This is a genomic window from Autumnicola lenta (genome assembly GCF_031846515.1).
Lineage (GTDB): Bacteria > Bacteroidota > Bacteroidia > Flavobacteriales > Flavobacteriaceae > Autumnicola > Autumnicola lenta.
In genome coordinates, this window is record NZ_JAVRHO010000028.1 from 22,619 (window position 1) to 39,280 (window position 16,662).

A 16,662-nucleotide genomic window follows, 5' to 3' on the forward strand; every position below is an offset into this window, starting at 1 on the left:
AATATGGCACTTAAAGTTGGCGACAGTATTCCGGAAATCGAATTAAAGGATCAGAATGGTGATACTTTCGATTTTTCTTCAGTTAGAGGAATTCAGCCTTTTGTGGTTTATTTTTATCCGAAGGATTTCACCCCCGGCTGTACGAAAGAAGCTTGTTCTTTCAGGGATAAGTATGAAGATTTTAAGGAATTAGGAGCAGAGGTAATAGGAATAAGTGCAGACTCTGAAGAGTCTCATCAAAAATTCATTTCTAAGTACGACTTACCTTTTATTTTTCTTTCAGATGAAGATAAAACGGCAAGGGATCTCTTTGGTGTAAAGCCGAACCTGCTGGGAATGATTCCGGGAAGGGAGACTTTTATCTTTGACATGCAGGGAATATTGCGTTACAAGTTCAACAGTATGAATGCTACGCGGCATATTCCTGAAGCATTAACCGCCCTGGAGAAAATGAAATAATATTTTTTAGAAAAAATGTGCTGTAGTTTCTTTAGCATATCAAAAAATAGATTAAATTCGCAGCCGAAAATTTATTCAAAATGGCAAGTAAAAGAGTATTGAAAAGAGATGTGAATAATGTAATGGGCGATATTATAGATGCCGCTTATATTCACCAGGCTGCCAATCCTAAAGAAGATCCTGCAAAATCTGAAGCCATCGTAGACGAAGCTATCGCTACTTTTGACGACTTAATTGCAAAGATCAACAAGAAGGACGTAGAAGATAACAAACAACATTTTAAAGAAGTGAATAAAGAATTTGAAACTAAGGCAAATGCTTTAGTGGAAAAGGTAAACGCTTTATAGTAGTTTTTTGCCGATGTAGCTCAGCTGGCTAGAGCAGCTGATTTGTAATCAGCAGGTCGTGGGTTCGAGTCCCTCCATCGGCTCTTTAAGTAAAAGCCCCTCCTTTTTTGGAGGGGCTTTTTCGTTGTATTTAGTTGAGGGACGAGAAGCCTGTCCAGAGCAGAGGCAGTTTTTTTACTGCCGCAGTCGAAGGGAGTCCCTCCATCGGCTCTTAAGTAAAAGCCCCTCCTTTTTTGGAGGGGCTTTTTTTGTTGTATTTAGTTGAGGGACGAGAAGCCTGTCCAGAGCGGAGGCAGTTTTTTTACTACCGCAGTCGAAGGAAGTCCCTCCATCGGCTCTAAGTAAAAGCCCCTCCTTTTTTGGAGGGGCTTTTTCGTTGTATTTAGTTGAGGGACGAGAAGCCTGTCCAGAGCGGAGGCAGTTTTTTTACTACCGCAGTCGAAGGAAGTCCCTCCATCGGCTCTTAGTAAAAGCTCCTCCTTTTGCGAGGATTTTTTTGTATAAGGGAAACCCCACAGGTTTTCAAAACCTGTGGGGTTTTAGCTTTACTAAAAGATTTACCAATATTTAATTCTACCTTTTGAGGTAAACCCGACATTATATGGTAAACGTCAGGTTTGGATTGTAGAACCGAAAATTGCAATTATCGACCTTTTGCTTTAATGCAGTACGTCCAGTTCCAGTTTTTTAGAAGAATTTGCCTGTGCTTTCTGAAACTCTTCAATATTATTCTCAATGTCTTTGTTCCAGAAAGGCACCATTTCTGCAAGTTTTTCCTGCCACTTTGCAGATTTTAGCTTTTCAGGAAATGCTACCTTCAGAACATCGATCATTATAGGTACTGCAACTGAAGCTCCCGGTGAGGCACCTAAAAGGGCAGTTATCGTTCCATCTGTACTGTGCACGAGGTCCGTGCCAAATTCCAAAATACCACCTTGTTCTTTGTCCCTTTTAATGATCTGGACTCGCTGTCCTGCAATTCGCAAGTCCCAATCTTCAGCTTTTGCTTCCTTAATAAAAACCCTTAAATCCTCCATTCGCTCTTCGTGGCCCATGGTCACCTGGTTTATCAGGTACTTTGTCAACGGTAAATTATGCCAGAAAACTCCCCACATAGAAGGAATGTTACTAAGGTTAATTGTTTTTGGAAGATCAAGTTTAGAACCCTCTTTTAAGAATTTCGTACTAAATCCTGCGAAGGGTCCAAATAATAATTCTTTTTTACCATCAATGTGCCGGCTGTCCAGGTGTGGTGTGGACATTGGAGGTGCATCTGGTCCCGCTTTGCTGTACACCTTAGCATGATGCTTCTCTATAATTTCACGATTTTTGCAGTAGAGCCATTGCCCGCTTACCGGAAATCCTCCATAGCCTTCTTTTTCTTTAATTTCTACCTTTTGTAAAAGTGGTAACGCACCGCCACCGGCTCCAATAAAGACATGTTCTGCATCATAATGACATTTTTCCCCGGTCTTTAGGTTTTTTGCTTCCACTTTCCATTCCTGTTCTTTTTCAGGATCTATATCAAGAACTTCATGTCCGCGAAGTACTGGAATATCATATTCTGTCTCAAGAATATGAAAGTATCTCTCGGTGAGTTTGCCAAAATTAACCTCAGTACCGAGTTCCATCCTGGTTGCGGCCATTTTCTCATTCCTGTCTCTGTTTTCCATGATAAGCGGAAACCATTTTTTCAGTGTTTCCAAATCTTCAGAAAACTCCATGGTTTTAAAGAAAGGTGAAGCCTTCATCGCTTCATAACGTTTCTTCAGAAATTTCACATCATCTTTACCTCTAACCCAACTGTGGTGGGGTACAGATCGCAGGAAGTTCTTTGGATCCCTTATTAGTCCCTGCTCAACAAGGTATGCCCAGAATTGTTTGGTGGTTTCAAATTGTTCAAAGATTTTGATGGCTTTTGAAATTTCAATATTACCATTTTCTTTTTCTGGCGTGTAGTTGAGTTCGCATAGTGCAGAATGTCCTGTACCGGCGTTGTTCCATGCTTCCGTGCTTTCTTCGGCTACTTTTTCAAGTCTTTCAAGAATGAGGATCTTGCTTTTTGGTTCCAGCAGTTTCATCATTAGGGCCAGAGTGGCGCTCATGATGCCACCGCCAACACAAATTATATCGTAGTTGTTTTCAGAAGGAATTTTAGAAGTCATACAAGTCTTTTCTCAAATTTAGAAAATTGACCTGCCAATACTTTTAAATAAATACTAATACTTTATAAATAGGAATTGTTGTAATGGAAGTGAAAATCAAGAGTTTTCCTCTGCATATTCTTCCTCGATCTCTTCCTGAAGTTCTTCTTCCTGTTTTCTTTCTTTAAGGAATTTCTTTAAATCCTGCCCATATTTAGATTTTTTCACGTCTTTATTTAAGGAGTTGTAGATCGTATCCAGGTACTTGATGTTGGCATCAAATACTTCAGATAACGCAAGATACGGGGCAATTTCCAAATTTTTATTATTAATGGCAAAGTTGACCGTATAGAGATATTTTCTTTTTAGCAGTTTATCATACTCCTGGTCTATCTCCATTAACTTATCTTCATCCTGAGCCTGTTGTGCTTCAAAACTGGCTTTTATTAAATCCAGGTTACTGTCGTTGAATCGCTTCATTATTTTGCGATACTCGCCCAATTTCTCCTGATTTTTTGAACCAACTATTTTTGCAGCGGTTTCAAACTTCTCCAGTTTGGTATTTATCGTTATTTCGCCCGCATCGGCAAAGAAATCCAACCTGTCGTCATATTCAGAATTGTCTACTTTATCCAGGTACAGATACATCATCTGTGGACTTTCTATATAGGTTTCCAGTACAAATTGAGGATCACCCTGAATTTCCACAGAGTCTAAATTAACCATTACAGTGTCTTCTATTTTTTGCAGATACACGGTACCTTTCTTAAGTCCGTCAATTTTTCCTCTTACAGTTAAATTGCTCTCTGTTTCAGAGCATGCGGTAATACAAAATATAAATAGTAAAAGAAGGCCTGTCTTTTTCATGTTAATGACAATAAATTTTGGAGCGCAAATATCATATAAATTTCCTGTTTATACTAACCTGTGGAAGCCATTTGCATTAAAATTGTACACAAAATTGCCCCATAGGTTCCAACTACATAGCCAAATACAGCAAGGAGCACGCCAACTGTAGCCAGAGAAGGATGAAAGGCTGCAGCGACGACAGGAGCAGATGCGGCGCCACCGACATTTGCCTGGCTACCTACGGCAAGGAAGAAGTATGGAGCCTTAATTAATTTGGCAGTAACAACCAGTATAATAACGTGGATAGTGATCCAGACCAGTCCTATACCAATTAAGGCGGGATTATCAAAAACACTTCCCAGGTCCATTTTCATGCCTATAGTTGCTACAAGAATATAAATAAAAACACTCCCAAGCTTACTGGCACCAGCTCCTTCATAAGACTTGAATTTTGTAAAAGAAAGTATAATCCCAATTGCAGTGGCAATGGTGATCATCCAAAAGAAGGTGGAAGAGAAGGAGGATAGCGCACTTTTGCTATCTGTGAAAACTTCAAAATTGGCAGAAAGAAACCCTGAAATTCCATCGGCACCCCAATGCGCAATACCTACAGCACCAAATGCCAAAGAAAGCATGATCATTAAATCTGCCAGAGAAGGATTTCGCGTGACACTTGCTGCATAAGTGGAAACTTTGTTCTTTAGTTCTTCAATAGCAGAATTATCAGCTTTTAACCAATTGTCTATTTTTTCATTTTTTCCAATTCCCATTAGTACAATAGCCATCCAGAGGTTGGCTACCACAATATCCACTAATACCATCCCGCCGTAGAGATCTGGATTATACTCATAAATCTCTAACATAGCTGCCTGGTTGGCACCGCCTCCTATCCAGCTTCCTGCAATTGTTGAAAGTCCGCGCCAGATCGCATCGGGGCCAGCACCGCCAATGCTTTCTGGTGATATTACTGAAAATAAAAGTATAGCCAGTGGTCCTCCAAGGATGATCCCCAACGTGCCCGCAAAAAACATGATAAGTGCTTTTGGGCCCAGGTTAAATACGGCTTTTAAATCAATACTAAGTGTCATAAGTACAAGCGCTGCCGGAAGCAAAAAACGACTGGATACAAAATAAAGGTTAGAGGTAGAATCGTCTATTAATCCCAACGAATTAAATATGGCGGGGATTAGGTAGCACATTAGCAGTGCGGGAACTACAGAATAAAATTTCTTCCAGAAACCTTCTTTTTGAGATGAGGTGTAGAAAACGAAGCCAAGGGCTATCATCAATAATCCAAAGACGATAGCATCATTGGTAAAGACCGGTAATTCTTCCATTTAAATATTTGTGGTTACTGTGGCAAATTACAATTTTAATCAAGGTTTCTTTAAGATTTTAAATACTTATACATCTTCTAATTTAAAGAGCTCTATTAGACTTTTAGCAACGCCGTCCTCAGTTCCTGAATGAGTAACCACCTTTGCAACCTCCAGGACTTCATTCCTTGCATTAGCAACAGCTATTCCCATTCCAACGCCTTTTACCATCTCCACATCGTTGTAGTTATCCCCAAAAGCAATACAATCTTTGGCATCGCACCCGTAGTGCTCCTTTAGTAAATACTGAATTGCCGAAAATTTGGATATTTCTTTGTTGGCTATTTCCAAATAAGTTGATTTCGATCTGTATAAATGGAGCTTGTCGCCATAATTATCAGTAAGGAAATTCCTTATTTTATCTATGTTCTCTTCTTTTCCCATTGCCATAATTTTATGGGCGCCTTTATCTTCTTTCTTCCATTTGGCAATTACATCTGCATTGGATTTTACTTCGGGAGCAATCTTAGTATTGGTTTCTTCCCGGGCAGACCATTTATCTTGTCTGGGGACATACCATTCATCATTGTGGTACAGGCTTAAATGGCAGTCCATTTCAGCATTGAAGTTATGTAGGTCTTCCACAATATTTAACGGAATGGTAGTAGAACTAATAGGTTTCTCGTCCACTAAAACGAGTCCGCCATTATAAGCGATAATTGGATAATGTTTGATATTGAGATCATCCTGAAGGTGCCGCATTGCCGCAGGCATCCTTGCAGATATAAGGACGAACGGAAGCTTTTCACTTATATTTTTTACGATTTTTATGGTGTGGTCAGATAGGATTCTTTTGCTATTCAGCAATGTGCCATCTATGTCTGAAAATACGATTTTGTAAGCCATTTTTTATTTTTGGGTTTTATTTTTAGGGTGTCTTTTAGCTTCCTTTAAAGATTTGCTCAGCATCCACTCTATCTGCCCGTTGGTGCTTCTAAAATCGTCAGAAGCCCATTTTTCAATGGCTTTTAGCATCTCCTCATCCACTCTCAATGCAAATGCTTTTTTATTACTCATTTTATTTATTTTTCCAGATTCCGTATAAAATCTGTCATTATAGGAATCAATTCAGGGTGCAACGGCCGGTTGGGTTCGTTATAAGATTTTGAATTTGCCAGCTGGTCATTTCCCTGGATTTCCCTGAAAACGTGATTCATATTATCAATAATTACCATTTCTGAATCTGGTTTTGCTTCTTTCAGCAATTCTGCTTCTTTGGTTTTCATTTGGACATCGGAAGTTCCGTTGATGATTAAAACCGGTATTTCCAGTTTTGCGACTTCTAAAGCAGGATCAAACTGAATCCAGGAGGCAAGAAATGGTTGTACATCTGATCTGAACATAGATTCCAGAAAAGGATGATAACTGGTGGTGCTTCCTTTCTGCTTTATTTCATCCAAAGCAGCTCTGGTACCTTCCTTAAGCTCTGGTAATTGGTTACCAATTTGTTCAGTAATAATATCATCAATACTACGACCCGCACCGGCCAGGGAGATAAAAGCATCAGCTTTATCATTTGCCGCAAGCATACCCACTAAGGAACCCTGGCTGTGTCCCGCTACAATTATTTTCGCATACTCTTCATTTTTTCTGAAGTAGTCCAGCACTGTATTGGCATCTTCAACAAAATTGGTAAAACGAAGATCCTTTTCCTTCAGTTCTGACTGACCAATCTTCATGATTCTTTTATCGTACCGAAAACTGGCAATTCCTTCTTCAGCTAAACGATGGGCCATTTTCTTCAAGGCATCGTTCTTCATCATGGGCTGATTGCTATTCCTGTCGGTGGGTCCCGATCCCTGGATTAAAATTACCAGAGAAGAAGCTGTGCCTTCTGCAGGAATTGTTAACGTGCCGTCGACAAAATTATTTATCGTCAACTCCTCTTCAGTAAAAGTTTCCTGAGCCATAGTCGGCTGAATATTAAAAAGGAGAAACAGGCCGATAATTGTGATTTTGAGCATATGGCTTTTATTGCTGATAATTTATAATAGTTTTTTTATAGGTTCAAAGGTTTCTAATCTCCAAAAGCAAAATCTTTTATTTTTAATGATTCAAAGTTCCTGCATTTACCACAGGGGTGGCATCTTTATCTCCGCAGAGAATTACCATGAGGTTGCTAACCATTGCGGCCCGGCGCTCGTCATCAAGATTTACAATTTCTTTCCTGCTTAATTCATTCAAAGCCATCTCTACCATACCTACTGCACCTTCTACAATCTTGTGCCTGGCAGCAACAATAGCCGTTGCCTGCTGTCGCTTTAACATGGCACTGGCAATTTCGTTGGCATAAGCGAGGTAACCAATCCTGGCCTCCAAAACTTCAATTCCTGCGATAAATAGACGTTCTTCCAGTTCTTTTTCCAGCGCTTCACTAACTTCGTTTACGCTGGAGCGAAGGGTGATGTCCTCATCCAGACCTTCATCTGCAAAGTTATCATAAGGATATAAACTTGCCAATTTTCGCACTGCTGCATCTGTTTGTACCACCACAAAATTTTCAAAGTTATTGACATCAAAAGAAGCTTTATAGGTGTCCATTACCCGCCAAACAAGAATTGTGCTAATCATAACCGGGTTTCCAAGCTTATCGTTTACTTTAAGCCGTTCACTGTCAAAGTTCCTGGCGCGAAGGGAAATTTTCTTTTTTGTATAAAACGGATTAACCCAGAAAAGACCGTTTTTTTTGACGGTACCTTTATAATCACCAAAGAGTAATAAAACTCTGGATTCGTTTGGATTAACTAATATTAACCCTGGCAAAATAATAAGAGCGGCGAGAAAAGACAAACCGAGCCATACGCTTTTAAACATTGCGAAGCCTATGATGCTTCCAATGAAGAGGATAAGAAAGATGAATAACATTACATATCCGTTTGATGGATTTAAACCTTTTTCCTGAGTCATGACTAAAATTGTTGGTTGATATTAAAATGATATTATAAATGTATTACTTTAAATTGATAAAAAATTAATTTTAACATTCATTTTGTGCAGCTTGATTATATTTGCCGAAAAATTACCTGCTATGAAATCCTACTTGTTTGCTCTCTTATCTGTTTTTATTTTGCAGCTTTCTTTTGCCAATAATGGGGATTGGGGGAAGACCGGCCATCGTGCCACTGCTGAAATTGCTGAGGCCCATCTCTCTAAAAAAGCACAAAAGGCCATAGATAAATTACTAAACGGAAGAAGCCTGGCTTTTGTGGCAAATTATGCCGATGATATTAAAAGCGATTCAAAGTTCAGGCAATATGGTCCCTGGCATTATGTTAATATTGATCCTGAAGAAGAGGAGTATAATCGGGAAGAAGCAAATCCACGTGGAGATCTGGTACAAGCTATAGAAAAAAGTGTTGCTGTTTTAAAAGATGAAAATGCTTCTAAAGAGGACAAGCAGTTTTATTTAAAAATGTTAATTCATTTCATGGGTGATCTTCATCAGCCTTTTCACGCCGGCAGGAGTGAAGATAAAGGAGGTAATGATATCCAGGTAAGATGGTTTGGAGATGGTACCAACATTCACAGTGTGTGGGATAGCAAAATGATCAACTCTTTCCAGATGAGCTATACTGAACTTGCTGAGAACACCAATGAACTTTCAAAAGAACAGAGAGCTCAAATTACATCCGGCAATCTTCTGGACTGGGTGTATGAGTCCCGGGATCTTGCAGATGAACTTTATGCTTCTGTGGACAGTGGTGAAAAACTTGGATATGATTATATGTACGAGAGATTTCCTTTGGTGCTGGAGCAGTTACAAAAGGGGGGGCTTCGTTTGGCAGAGGTGCTGAATGAGATTTACAAATGATCAGATTATCTTTCTGAAAGTAAGATTGATCCTGCTTCCTATGTCCTTTCTCGACTTTGGAAGTTGATGTTTCCAGAAGTGTTGGGTGCTGCCTCTCATAATGAGCAAACTTCCATGCTTCAGGATAAGCTTGTGCTTTTGGTTTTCTGTTTTATGTTTGAAATGAAAGATCCTTTCTACCCCAAAACTTACTGAAGCAATTTCGGGATTTACTCCCAGTTCCTTTTCATCATCAGCGTGCCAGCCCATGCTATCCTGTCCGCTTCGGTATAAATTCAACAGACAGGTGCTGAAATTTACAGTACAGACTTTTTCTACAGCAGTTTTTATCTGAAGTAATTCTTCAGAAAAATTTTCGGGCTGTAATGTTAAGCCAGAGTAGGTGTAGGTTTTATTATTGTTTGCATATAAGGCCGTAAGCCTCGGTTGTAAAACTTCTTTGCCGAATAATCTAATTTTTTCCTGTCTCCATTCAATATCACTAAGCAGTTTTTCAAAATAAGCATCCGCTTTAGTTTCAAAAAAAAAGTGAGGGAAATATAAAAGTTCTGCTTCAGGAAGATCAATTATTTCTGAATCCATTATTTTAATATTGAAAATATTGCCACGCCCACCACATAAGAAAAAACTGAAGTGGAATCCTAAGGATCAGAATCCACCTCGGAATTCCTGCAGCGGCTTTTTCTGAAGATAACATATAAAAATGAACAAGTAAAAAAATCATTAACATGAGGATAATTCCGCTAACAGCTATATTCCTCGAAATTTCAAATAGCAAAGCTGCTCCTAAAATTATTTCTGCAATACCACTCACATAAACCAGGGCTTTATGTGCAGGTAAATATCGTGGCATTATTCGCATATACATTCTGGGCCTTATAAAATGCATAAGACCGGCAATAATGTAAATTCCAGCCATAAAATAGAGATGCCACGGGAGGTTCATGATGGTTTTTGTTTAAATATACAGGAAAAAATCTCCTAAACCCAATCGGTATAGGAAACAGCGGGGAACCTTAATCCTAAAAAAATCTTGTGTAGTTCATTGAAATGCAGTAATTTTCGTACCCCTAGAATCTTTAACTTAACCTCTACTATTTGGAAAAAAGCTACTACAGGCTTCTTCTTTTTCTCGTATCCATACAGGCTTTTGCTCAACAAAGTCCATGTAGGGACTCTTACCTGGATTCTTTGTACCAGTTATCCGTAAACTACACCTATGATTACAATTACTACGATGCCATTAACAAAGCAAGAAACCTTATTGAGGAAGCTAAGCTTAGGGATAACAATCAATATATTTTTCACGCTCATAATATACTAGGCAGTAGTTATATTGATTTAAAGGATACGCTGCGTGCCAAAAAGAATTACAACGAGGCATTATATTATGCAAATGAATCCAGAAATGACACGTTGGTTCTTTGGGCATATAACAACTTGGGAAATGTTTATTCTCAAGATAAAGAAACTATACAACTGGGTATAGATTATTATAATCAGGCAATTGACCTTGCTGTGGAAGTGGATATTAAAAGAGAAATTCTTTATCCCACAAACAATATTGCCTGGACTTATATAGATAGCGAAAAGTTTGATAAAGCAGGACCTTACCTTTGGAAGGTATGGGAAATTTTAAAGGATACAAATGAAAAAGACAATAATTTATTATCCGTAATCAATTACTTAACGGGAAGGTACTTTGTAGGAAAGGGTGAACTCAAAAGAGCTGAGCCTTATTTTAAAGATGCTATAGAGGTTGCCGAAAAGGACTCGTACCTGCTGGAGGCATCTTTGGCCTATAAAGAATATGCGGACTTGCTGTTTGACCTGGAAAGATTTGAAGAAGCATATCTGGCATTGGCGAAATATCAGGAGTACAATTCCAAAATTTTTGAAGAAGAACGCTTAAGGCAAATTAATATAGCTAACGCAAAGTTTGATAATAATGAATATCAGAATAATCTTGATTTAGCAGAAAAAGAGCAGCAATTTCAGGCCGAGATTATAGAGAAATCTAATGAGAAAATTTTTATAATGGTGGTATCTTCCATTGTCTTAATAATTATTCTTATTGTACTTAATAAAATTAACCGTGACAGAAAGAAGCTGATAGATGAGTTAAAAATTAAGAACAGCGAGCTCTATGAATCAAAAAATCAGGCGGAACATCTTTCCAGGCTAAAAACAAAGTTTTTCTCTACTGTTAGCCATGAAATCAGGACTCCGCTTTACGGAGTGATCGGATTAACTTCTCTTTTGTTGGAGGATAAAACTTTAAAGAAGCACCAGAGCGACTTAAAGTCGTTAAAATTCTCTGCAGATTATCTATTAGCTCTTATTAATGACGTGCTGCAGATGAACAAAATGGAATCAAACCTGGTAAAACTGGAGAAGGTATCATTTCATCTTAAAGATTTAATGAGCAGTATCTTAAACACTTTTGAGTTTGCCCGTATCCAAAACGACAATCATATCCACATTCATATTGATGATGATATCCCGTCTTATTTAATGGGAGATCCTGTACGACTTTCTCAGGTTTTAATGAACCTGGTAGGGAATGCGGTTAAATTTACAGAAAGGGGAGATATTCGTCTTTCTGCTAAGCTTAAAATGAAGAATGAAGACGAAATGTACTTTATTTCATTTGAAGTAAAAGACAACGGTATTGGCATTCCTGAGAATAAGCAAAATCATATATTTGAAGAGTTCTCGCAGTTAAATACTTCTAACTACAACTATCAGGGTACAGGATTGGGGCTTCCAATAGTTAAAAAATTACTGGAACTTTTCGACTCCGAAATATTTTTAGAAAGCGAGGAAGGTAAAGGCTCTAAATTTAATTTTACTATTGGCTTCCAAAAAGATAATTCCAGAAAAGAAAAAGCTACGGAAAAAGCGCAAAATGAAGAATCTATAAATGAGAATTCTATTCCGCAACGGGTTCTTATTGTAGATGACAATCGAATTAACCAGGTAGTTACCAGCAGGATACTTGAGAAGAAAAAATTTATTTGCGAAGTTGCCGGTGATGGTGAGGAAGCAATTAAAAAGGTAAAAGAAAACGATTTCAACCTTGTTCTTATGGACCTTAATATGCCTGGGATGGGTGGCTTGGAAGCTACAATGAATATCCGGCAATTTAATTCTACGGTGTCGATTGTGGCATTAACAGCTGTAGAAGTAGAGGAGATGCGTGAGAAAATATTCAAGGCCGGGATGGATGACATTATTGTTAAGCCTTATGATGTTCAACAATTCTATCAAATTATTTACAGAAATATTTCCGAGAGAAAAATTGCAACCGAGGTATAAAATCTATTTCTTTTAAGCCGAACACGCAAAAGAATCCAATTAATTTTTGTCTGGATTTCAATTTAATTTTTTTTAGATTATGGACTGCTAACTGCTCATGCCTAAATTTGCCCAATATCGAATTAAAAAAACCGCTTTACTGTAATTGCAGCAAAGCGGTTTTGTCATTTGTAATATATCCAATTACTTCACCATATCAAAGCTGCGCTTAATAAAAGCAGTTAATTCTTCTCCTTTAAGCAGGTTTTGAGATAGTCTGGCCAAATCCAGGGATTGCTTTATAAGGCGCTCCTGTTTTTTGTCAGTTTTCGTGTTTAGGATTTCAGAAATTAAGTCGTGGTTGGTATTTACCACAAGATTATACATTTCTGGCATATTGCCCATTCCAAACATTCCACCGCCGCCGGTTTGTTGCATTTCCTTCATACGGCGCATAAACTCCGGTTGGGTAATAATGAGCGGTGCAGCATCGCTGTCCATAGCTTCTAATTGTACAGTGTACTTTTCCTTCGGAACAACTTTTTCAAAATCTGCTTTCAATTTCTCCTTTTCTTCATCTGAAAGTTTGGAGATATTTTCATCATCTTTTTTGATGAGGTTGTTCACATGATCAGAATCTACACGTACAAAAGAAAGTTTTTCTTTAGAAGATTCCAGTTTCTGTAGCAAGTGAGAAATAATAGGTGAATCTAAAAGTAGTACCTGGTACCCTTTATCTTTGGCTGCCTGGATGTAACTGTGTTGCTCATCCTGGTTGGAAGCATAAAGTACAACCATATTTCCGTCCTTGTCGGTCTGGTTTTCCTTTATCTTTTCCTCAAGTTCTTCAAAAGTATAGTACGTATTGTCTACCGTGGGATAAAGTGCGAAACTTTGTGCTTTGTCGAAGAATTTTTCTTCTGAAAGCATTCCGTACTCAATAACGATTTTGATGTCATTCCATTTCTTTTCGAAATCTTTACGATTATTATTAAAAAGCGTTTTCAGCTTATCTGCAACTTTACGGGTAATATAACTGGAGATTTTCTTAACTGAAGAATCTGCCTGAAGATAAGAACGGGAAACGTTCAAAGGAATATCAGGAGAATCTATTACTCCGCGTAACATTGTTAAAAATTCCGGTACAATCCCTTCAACATTATCGGTAACATATACCTGGTTTTGATAAAGCTGGATTTTATCTTTCTGGATGTTCATATCCTGGGTCATCTTTGGGAAGTATAAGATTCCGGTAAGATTAAAAGGATAGTCTACATTTAAATGGATGTGGAATAACGGCTCCTCGAACTGCATGGGGTACAATTCGCGGTAGAAATTATTATAATCTTTTTCTTCAAGATCGGTTGGTTGCTTTGTCCAGGCCGGCTCGGGATTATTAATAATATTGTCTACGGTTTTTGTTTCCGGCTCAGCGTCTTCCGGAGCATCTTCAGGTAACGGAAGGGTTTCTTCTGTAGTCCCGAATTTAATTGGAATTGGCATAAACTTGTTATACTTCACCAGTAACTCCTGAATTCTGTTTTCTTCCAGGAATTCTTCTTCATCTTCATTAATATGAAGGATAATCTCTGTACCGCGCTCCTGCTTATCTCCTTCTTCCAAAGTGAATTTTGTAGTTCCTTCACAAGTCCAGTGAGCAGCTGGTTCGTCTTTAAAAGATTTTGTGATTATTTCCACCTTATGGGCCACCATAAATGCAGAATAAAAACCAAGACCAAAGTGTCCTATGATTCCGCTGTCTTTAGCAGAATCTTTATATTTTTCAAGGAATTCCTCGGCTCCGGAGAAAGCTACTTCGTTAATGTATTTTTCAACTTCCTCCTTCGTCATTCCAATTCCCCGGTCGATAACGTGAAGCTTTTTACCTTCTTTATCAACTTTTACCTCGATTACGGGATTTCCGTATTCTACAGATACTTCCCCAATACTGGTGAGATGTTTCAATTTAAGGGTTGCATCGGTTGCGTTAGAGATCAATTCCCTCAGGAAGATCTCATGATCACTGTATAAGAACTTCTTAATAAGAGGAAAAATGTTCTCTACAGACACATTAATATTTCCGGTTGCCATATATAATTTTTTATTTGTTAATCATTCGGCTCAATAAGGTCAAAAAAAGTACCATTGAACTGCCGCTGACAAACTGACATAGCAAGATGTAAGGTTTTGCCAGTTTCGGCGTCTAACTTATGGAATACTACTGAAAAGGAAATATTTAACAAACATTTTGTTTAACATTCACACGTAAATGTTGAACAAGTAACTATATTTGAATAGAAAAAAGTAAGTGTTATGACAGCTAAAACAGGTACCACTAAGAAAAAACTTGATGAGGATCGTCTTATAAGTCTATATATGGATTATGTTCTGGAGGAAGAGAAGACTCCGGGAACTGTATATAAATTCTGTAAAGTGAATAAAATTGAAGAGCAGGAATTTTACCAGTTTTTTGGAAGTTTTGAAGGTCTTGAAAAAGGAATCTGGAGCCGTTTTTATGATCATGCTTTAAATGTAATAGGAAAGAGCCCGGAATATGAATCTTTCTCCAACAGGGAAAAGATGCTAACGTTCTTCTATACGTTCTTTGAAATCCTGACGGCTAATAGAAGTTATGTATTATTTACGCTGAAAAAGGGTGAAATGCCACTTAAAAATCTGGAGCAGTTAAAAGGTCTTCGGAAAAAAGTGAAATCTTTTGCTGCAAACTTAGTGAGAGAGGGTAACCAGGAAAAGTCAGTAAATGTCATAAAGCAATCTGAAGCTGTGTTTTCAGAAGGTGCCTGGATACAATTGCTGTTCCTTTTGAGATTCTGGAAAGATGATAATTCTCCAGGATTTGAAAGTACAGATATAGCCATAGAAAAATCTGTGAATACGATATTTGACGTTTTTGACAGTACACCTTTGGATCGAATAGTGGATTTTGGCAAATTTCTATGGAAAGAAAAAATGGCATAAGCCGTATATAAAATGAAAACAATAGACAAAATACCCACAGGGAAATTAGGTCGTAGCTCAAAAATGGTTCGTACCGGTGTAAAAATAGGTGGGAATTACATTAAATATTATAGTAAAAAAGCTTTTAACAATGAGTTGACGCGTGATGAACTGGACGAAAGTAACGCCAGTGATATTTACGACGGACTCAAAAGCCTGAAAGGAAGCGCGCTTAAAGTGGCCCAAATGCTTTCTATGGAGAAAAATTTGTTGCCAAGTGCGTATGTGGAGAAATTCAGTCTTGCACAGTTTAGTGTTCCTCCATTATCGGCGCCTTTAGTTCGAAAAACCTTTAAAAAATACCACGGAACATTTCCGGAAGATCTATATGATACGTTTGCAACCCAATCTGTAAATGCGGCCAGCATCGGACAGGTGCACCAGGCTACTAAAAATGGGAAGAAACTTGCTGTGAAAATCCAATATCCAGGGGTTGCAGACAGTATCAGTTCAGATCTTGCAATGGTAAAGCCTATAGCGCTAAAAATGTTTAACCTTCAGGCGAAGGATTCAGAAAAATATTTTAAAGAAGTAGAGGGGAAGCTGCTGGAAGAAACAAATTATGTTTTGGAAGTGGAGCAGAGCATACATATTTCTGAAGCTTGTGCTCATATTCCAAACCTTAGATTTCCTAAGTATTATAAAGATTTGTCCAGTGAGAGAATTATCACAATGGACTGGATGGAAGGAAAACACCTCAGTGATTTTGCCAAACAGAATAATGATCAGCAGAAGGCAAATAAAATAGGGCAGGCACTTTGGGATTTTTATATGTTCCAGATTCACGGCTTAAATGAAGTGCATGCAGATCCACATCCTGGTAACTTTCTCATAGATAAAGAAGATAATTTAATAGCCATAGATTTTGGTTGTATTAAAAAAATCCCTGCTGATTTCTATGAACCGTATTTTTCTTTAACTGATAGGAAGAACTTGGATAACCCGGAATATTTTGCAGAGCAGTTGCGAAAGCTGGAGATCATCACTGAGGCTGACAGTCCAAAGGAGGTTTCTTTCTTTTCTGAAATGTTTTATGAGATGTTTAATATGTTTTCTACTCCATATCAATCTGAAAAATTTGACTTTACAGATGAAGCTTTCTGGAAACACCTCACTGCACTTAGTGAAAGATACTCTAAGGATCCCGAGCTTCGAAAAATGAATGGTAACAGGGGAAGCCGTCACTTTTTATATATGAGCAGGACTTTCTTTGGGTTATATAATCTCCTTCATGATCTGCAAGCGAAAGTAGATGTAAATAGGTACAAGAGGTATTTGTAAGAATTGGTTTATTGGTTAGGTTGTGAAAAGCGCATTCTCTTTTTGAGATTTGCGCTTTTCTATTTTATAGAGACTTCCTT

At 38.0% G+C, this 16,662-nt stretch carries 16 protein-coding genes and 1 tRNA gene; 7 read left to right on the forward strand and 10 right to left on the reverse strand.

The genetic code is table 11. The features are described from left to right. The first annotated feature begins 3 nt into the window (after window positions 1–3). The 3 genes from RM545_RS15360 (at window position 4) to RM545_RS15370 (ending at window position 889) form a co-directional block, all read left to right on the forward strand. Window positions 4–459: a peroxiredoxin gene (locus tag RM545_RS15360; RefSeq protein ID WP_311496172.1), complete on the forward strand. Its 456-nt coding sequence runs from the start codon at window positions 4–6 to the stop codon at window positions 457–459. Between the two features lie 80 nt (window positions 460–539). Beyond that, on the forward strand, window positions 540–806 hold the full coding sequence (locus RM545_RS15365) for a hypothetical protein (protein ID WP_311496173.1): 267 nt from the start codon (window positions 540–542) through the stop codon (window positions 804–806). Between the two features lie 9 nt (window positions 807–815). Beyond that, window positions 816–889 (forward strand) — tRNA-Thr (locus RM545_RS15370). Window positions 890–1,465: 576 nt separating this feature from the next. Here RM545_RS15370 and mqo read toward each other — a convergent pair. From mqo to RM545_RS15405, 7 genes are all read right to left on the reverse strand, one after another. Next, window positions 1,466–2,971, reverse strand: coding sequence for a malate dehydrogenase (quinone) (gene mqo, locus RM545_RS15375; protein ID WP_311496174.1), 1,506 nt, complete (start codon window positions 2,969–2,971; stop codon window positions 1,466–1,468). 96 nt (window positions 2,972–3,067) lie between these two features. After that, window positions 3,068–3,817 (reverse strand): DUF4369 domain-containing protein, encoded by a 750-nt coding sequence (locus tag RM545_RS15380; RefSeq protein WP_311496175.1) that lies wholly within the window; start codon window positions 3,815–3,817, stop codon window positions 3,068–3,070. Window positions 3,818–3,870: 53 nt separating this feature from the next. Continuing rightward, window positions 3,871–5,136 carry a DUF819 family protein gene (locus RM545_RS15385; RefSeq protein ID WP_311496176.1) on the reverse strand — a complete coding sequence of 422 codons (1,266 nt, stop codon included), beginning with the start codon at window positions 5,134–5,136 and terminating at the stop codon, window positions 3,871–3,873. A gap of 66 nt (window positions 5,137–5,202) precedes the next feature. Further along, complete coding sequence (locus tag RM545_RS15390) at window positions 5,203–6,021, reverse strand: HAD family hydrolase (RefSeq protein WP_311496177.1); 819 nt, start codon at window positions 6,019–6,021, stop codon at window positions 5,203–5,205. A 3-nt stretch (window positions 6,022–6,024) separates the two neighbouring features. Further along, window positions 6,025–6,192, reverse strand: a complete 168-nt coding sequence (locus RM545_RS15395) for a type II toxin-antitoxin system antitoxin (RefSeq protein WP_311496178.1) — start codon at window positions 6,190–6,192, stop codon at window positions 6,025–6,027. Window positions 6,193–6,197: 5 nt separating this feature from the next. Further along, a complete protein-coding gene (locus RM545_RS15400) occupies window positions 6,198–7,139 on the reverse strand; it encodes an alpha/beta hydrolase (RefSeq protein WP_311496179.1) in 942 nt (313 codons plus the stop codon). An 82-nt stretch (window positions 7,140–7,221) separates the two neighbouring features. Beyond that, window positions 7,222–8,082, reverse strand: a complete 861-nt coding sequence (locus RM545_RS15405; RefSeq protein ID WP_311496180.1) for an SPFH domain-containing protein — start codon at window positions 8,080–8,082, stop codon at window positions 7,222–7,224. A gap of 121 nt (window positions 8,083–8,203) precedes the next feature. Between RM545_RS15405 and RM545_RS15410 the strand changes: the two genes are divergently transcribed. Further along, window positions 8,204–8,986, forward strand: coding sequence for a S1/P1 nuclease (locus tag RM545_RS15410; RefSeq protein WP_311496181.1), 783 nt, complete (start codon window positions 8,204–8,206; stop codon window positions 8,984–8,986). Here the strand turns inward: RM545_RS15410 and RM545_RS15415 are convergent, their stop codons facing one another. Together RM545_RS15415 and RM545_RS15420 are read right to left on the reverse strand one after the other, a co-directional pair. Further along, window positions 8,987–9,568 (reverse strand): alpha-ketoglutarate-dependent dioxygenase AlkB family protein, encoded by a 582-nt coding sequence (locus RM545_RS15415; protein WP_311496182.1) that lies wholly within the window; start codon window positions 9,566–9,568, stop codon window positions 8,987–8,989. A gap of 4 nt (window positions 9,569–9,572) precedes the next feature. Beyond that, window positions 9,573–9,932: a DoxX family protein gene (locus tag RM545_RS15420; protein ID WP_311496183.1), complete on the reverse strand. Its 360-nt coding sequence runs from the start codon at window positions 9,930–9,932 to the stop codon at window positions 9,573–9,575. A gap of 152 nt (window positions 9,933–10,084) precedes the next feature. Between RM545_RS15420 and RM545_RS15425 the strand changes: the two genes are divergently transcribed. After that, complete coding sequence (locus tag RM545_RS15425; protein ID WP_311496184.1) at window positions 10,085–12,304, forward strand: tetratricopeptide repeat-containing hybrid sensor histidine kinase/response regulator; 2,220 nt, start codon at window positions 10,085–10,087, stop codon at window positions 12,302–12,304. Between the two features lie 183 nt (window positions 12,305–12,487). Here the strand turns inward: RM545_RS15425 and htpG are convergent, their stop codons facing one another. Next, window positions 12,488–14,374, reverse strand: coding sequence for a molecular chaperone HtpG (gene htpG / locus RM545_RS15430; RefSeq protein ID WP_311496185.1), 1,887 nt, complete (start codon window positions 14,372–14,374; stop codon window positions 12,488–12,490). A 222-nt stretch (window positions 14,375–14,596) separates the two neighbouring features. Here htpG and RM545_RS15435 point away from each other — a divergent pair, with 222 nt between their 5' ends. Both RM545_RS15435 and RM545_RS15440 read left to right on the forward strand, forming a co-directional pair. Beyond that, entirely contained in the window at window positions 14,597–15,262 is a 666-nt protein-coding gene (locus RM545_RS15435; protein ID WP_311496186.1) for a TetR family transcriptional regulator C-terminal domain-containing protein, read from the forward strand. Window positions 15,263–15,274: 12 nt separating this feature from the next. Continuing rightward, window positions 15,275–16,582, forward strand: a complete 1,308-nt coding sequence (locus RM545_RS15440) for an ABC1 kinase family protein (RefSeq protein WP_311496187.1) — start codon at window positions 15,275–15,277, stop codon at window positions 16,580–16,582. Window positions 16,583–16,662 lie beyond the last annotated feature (80 nt).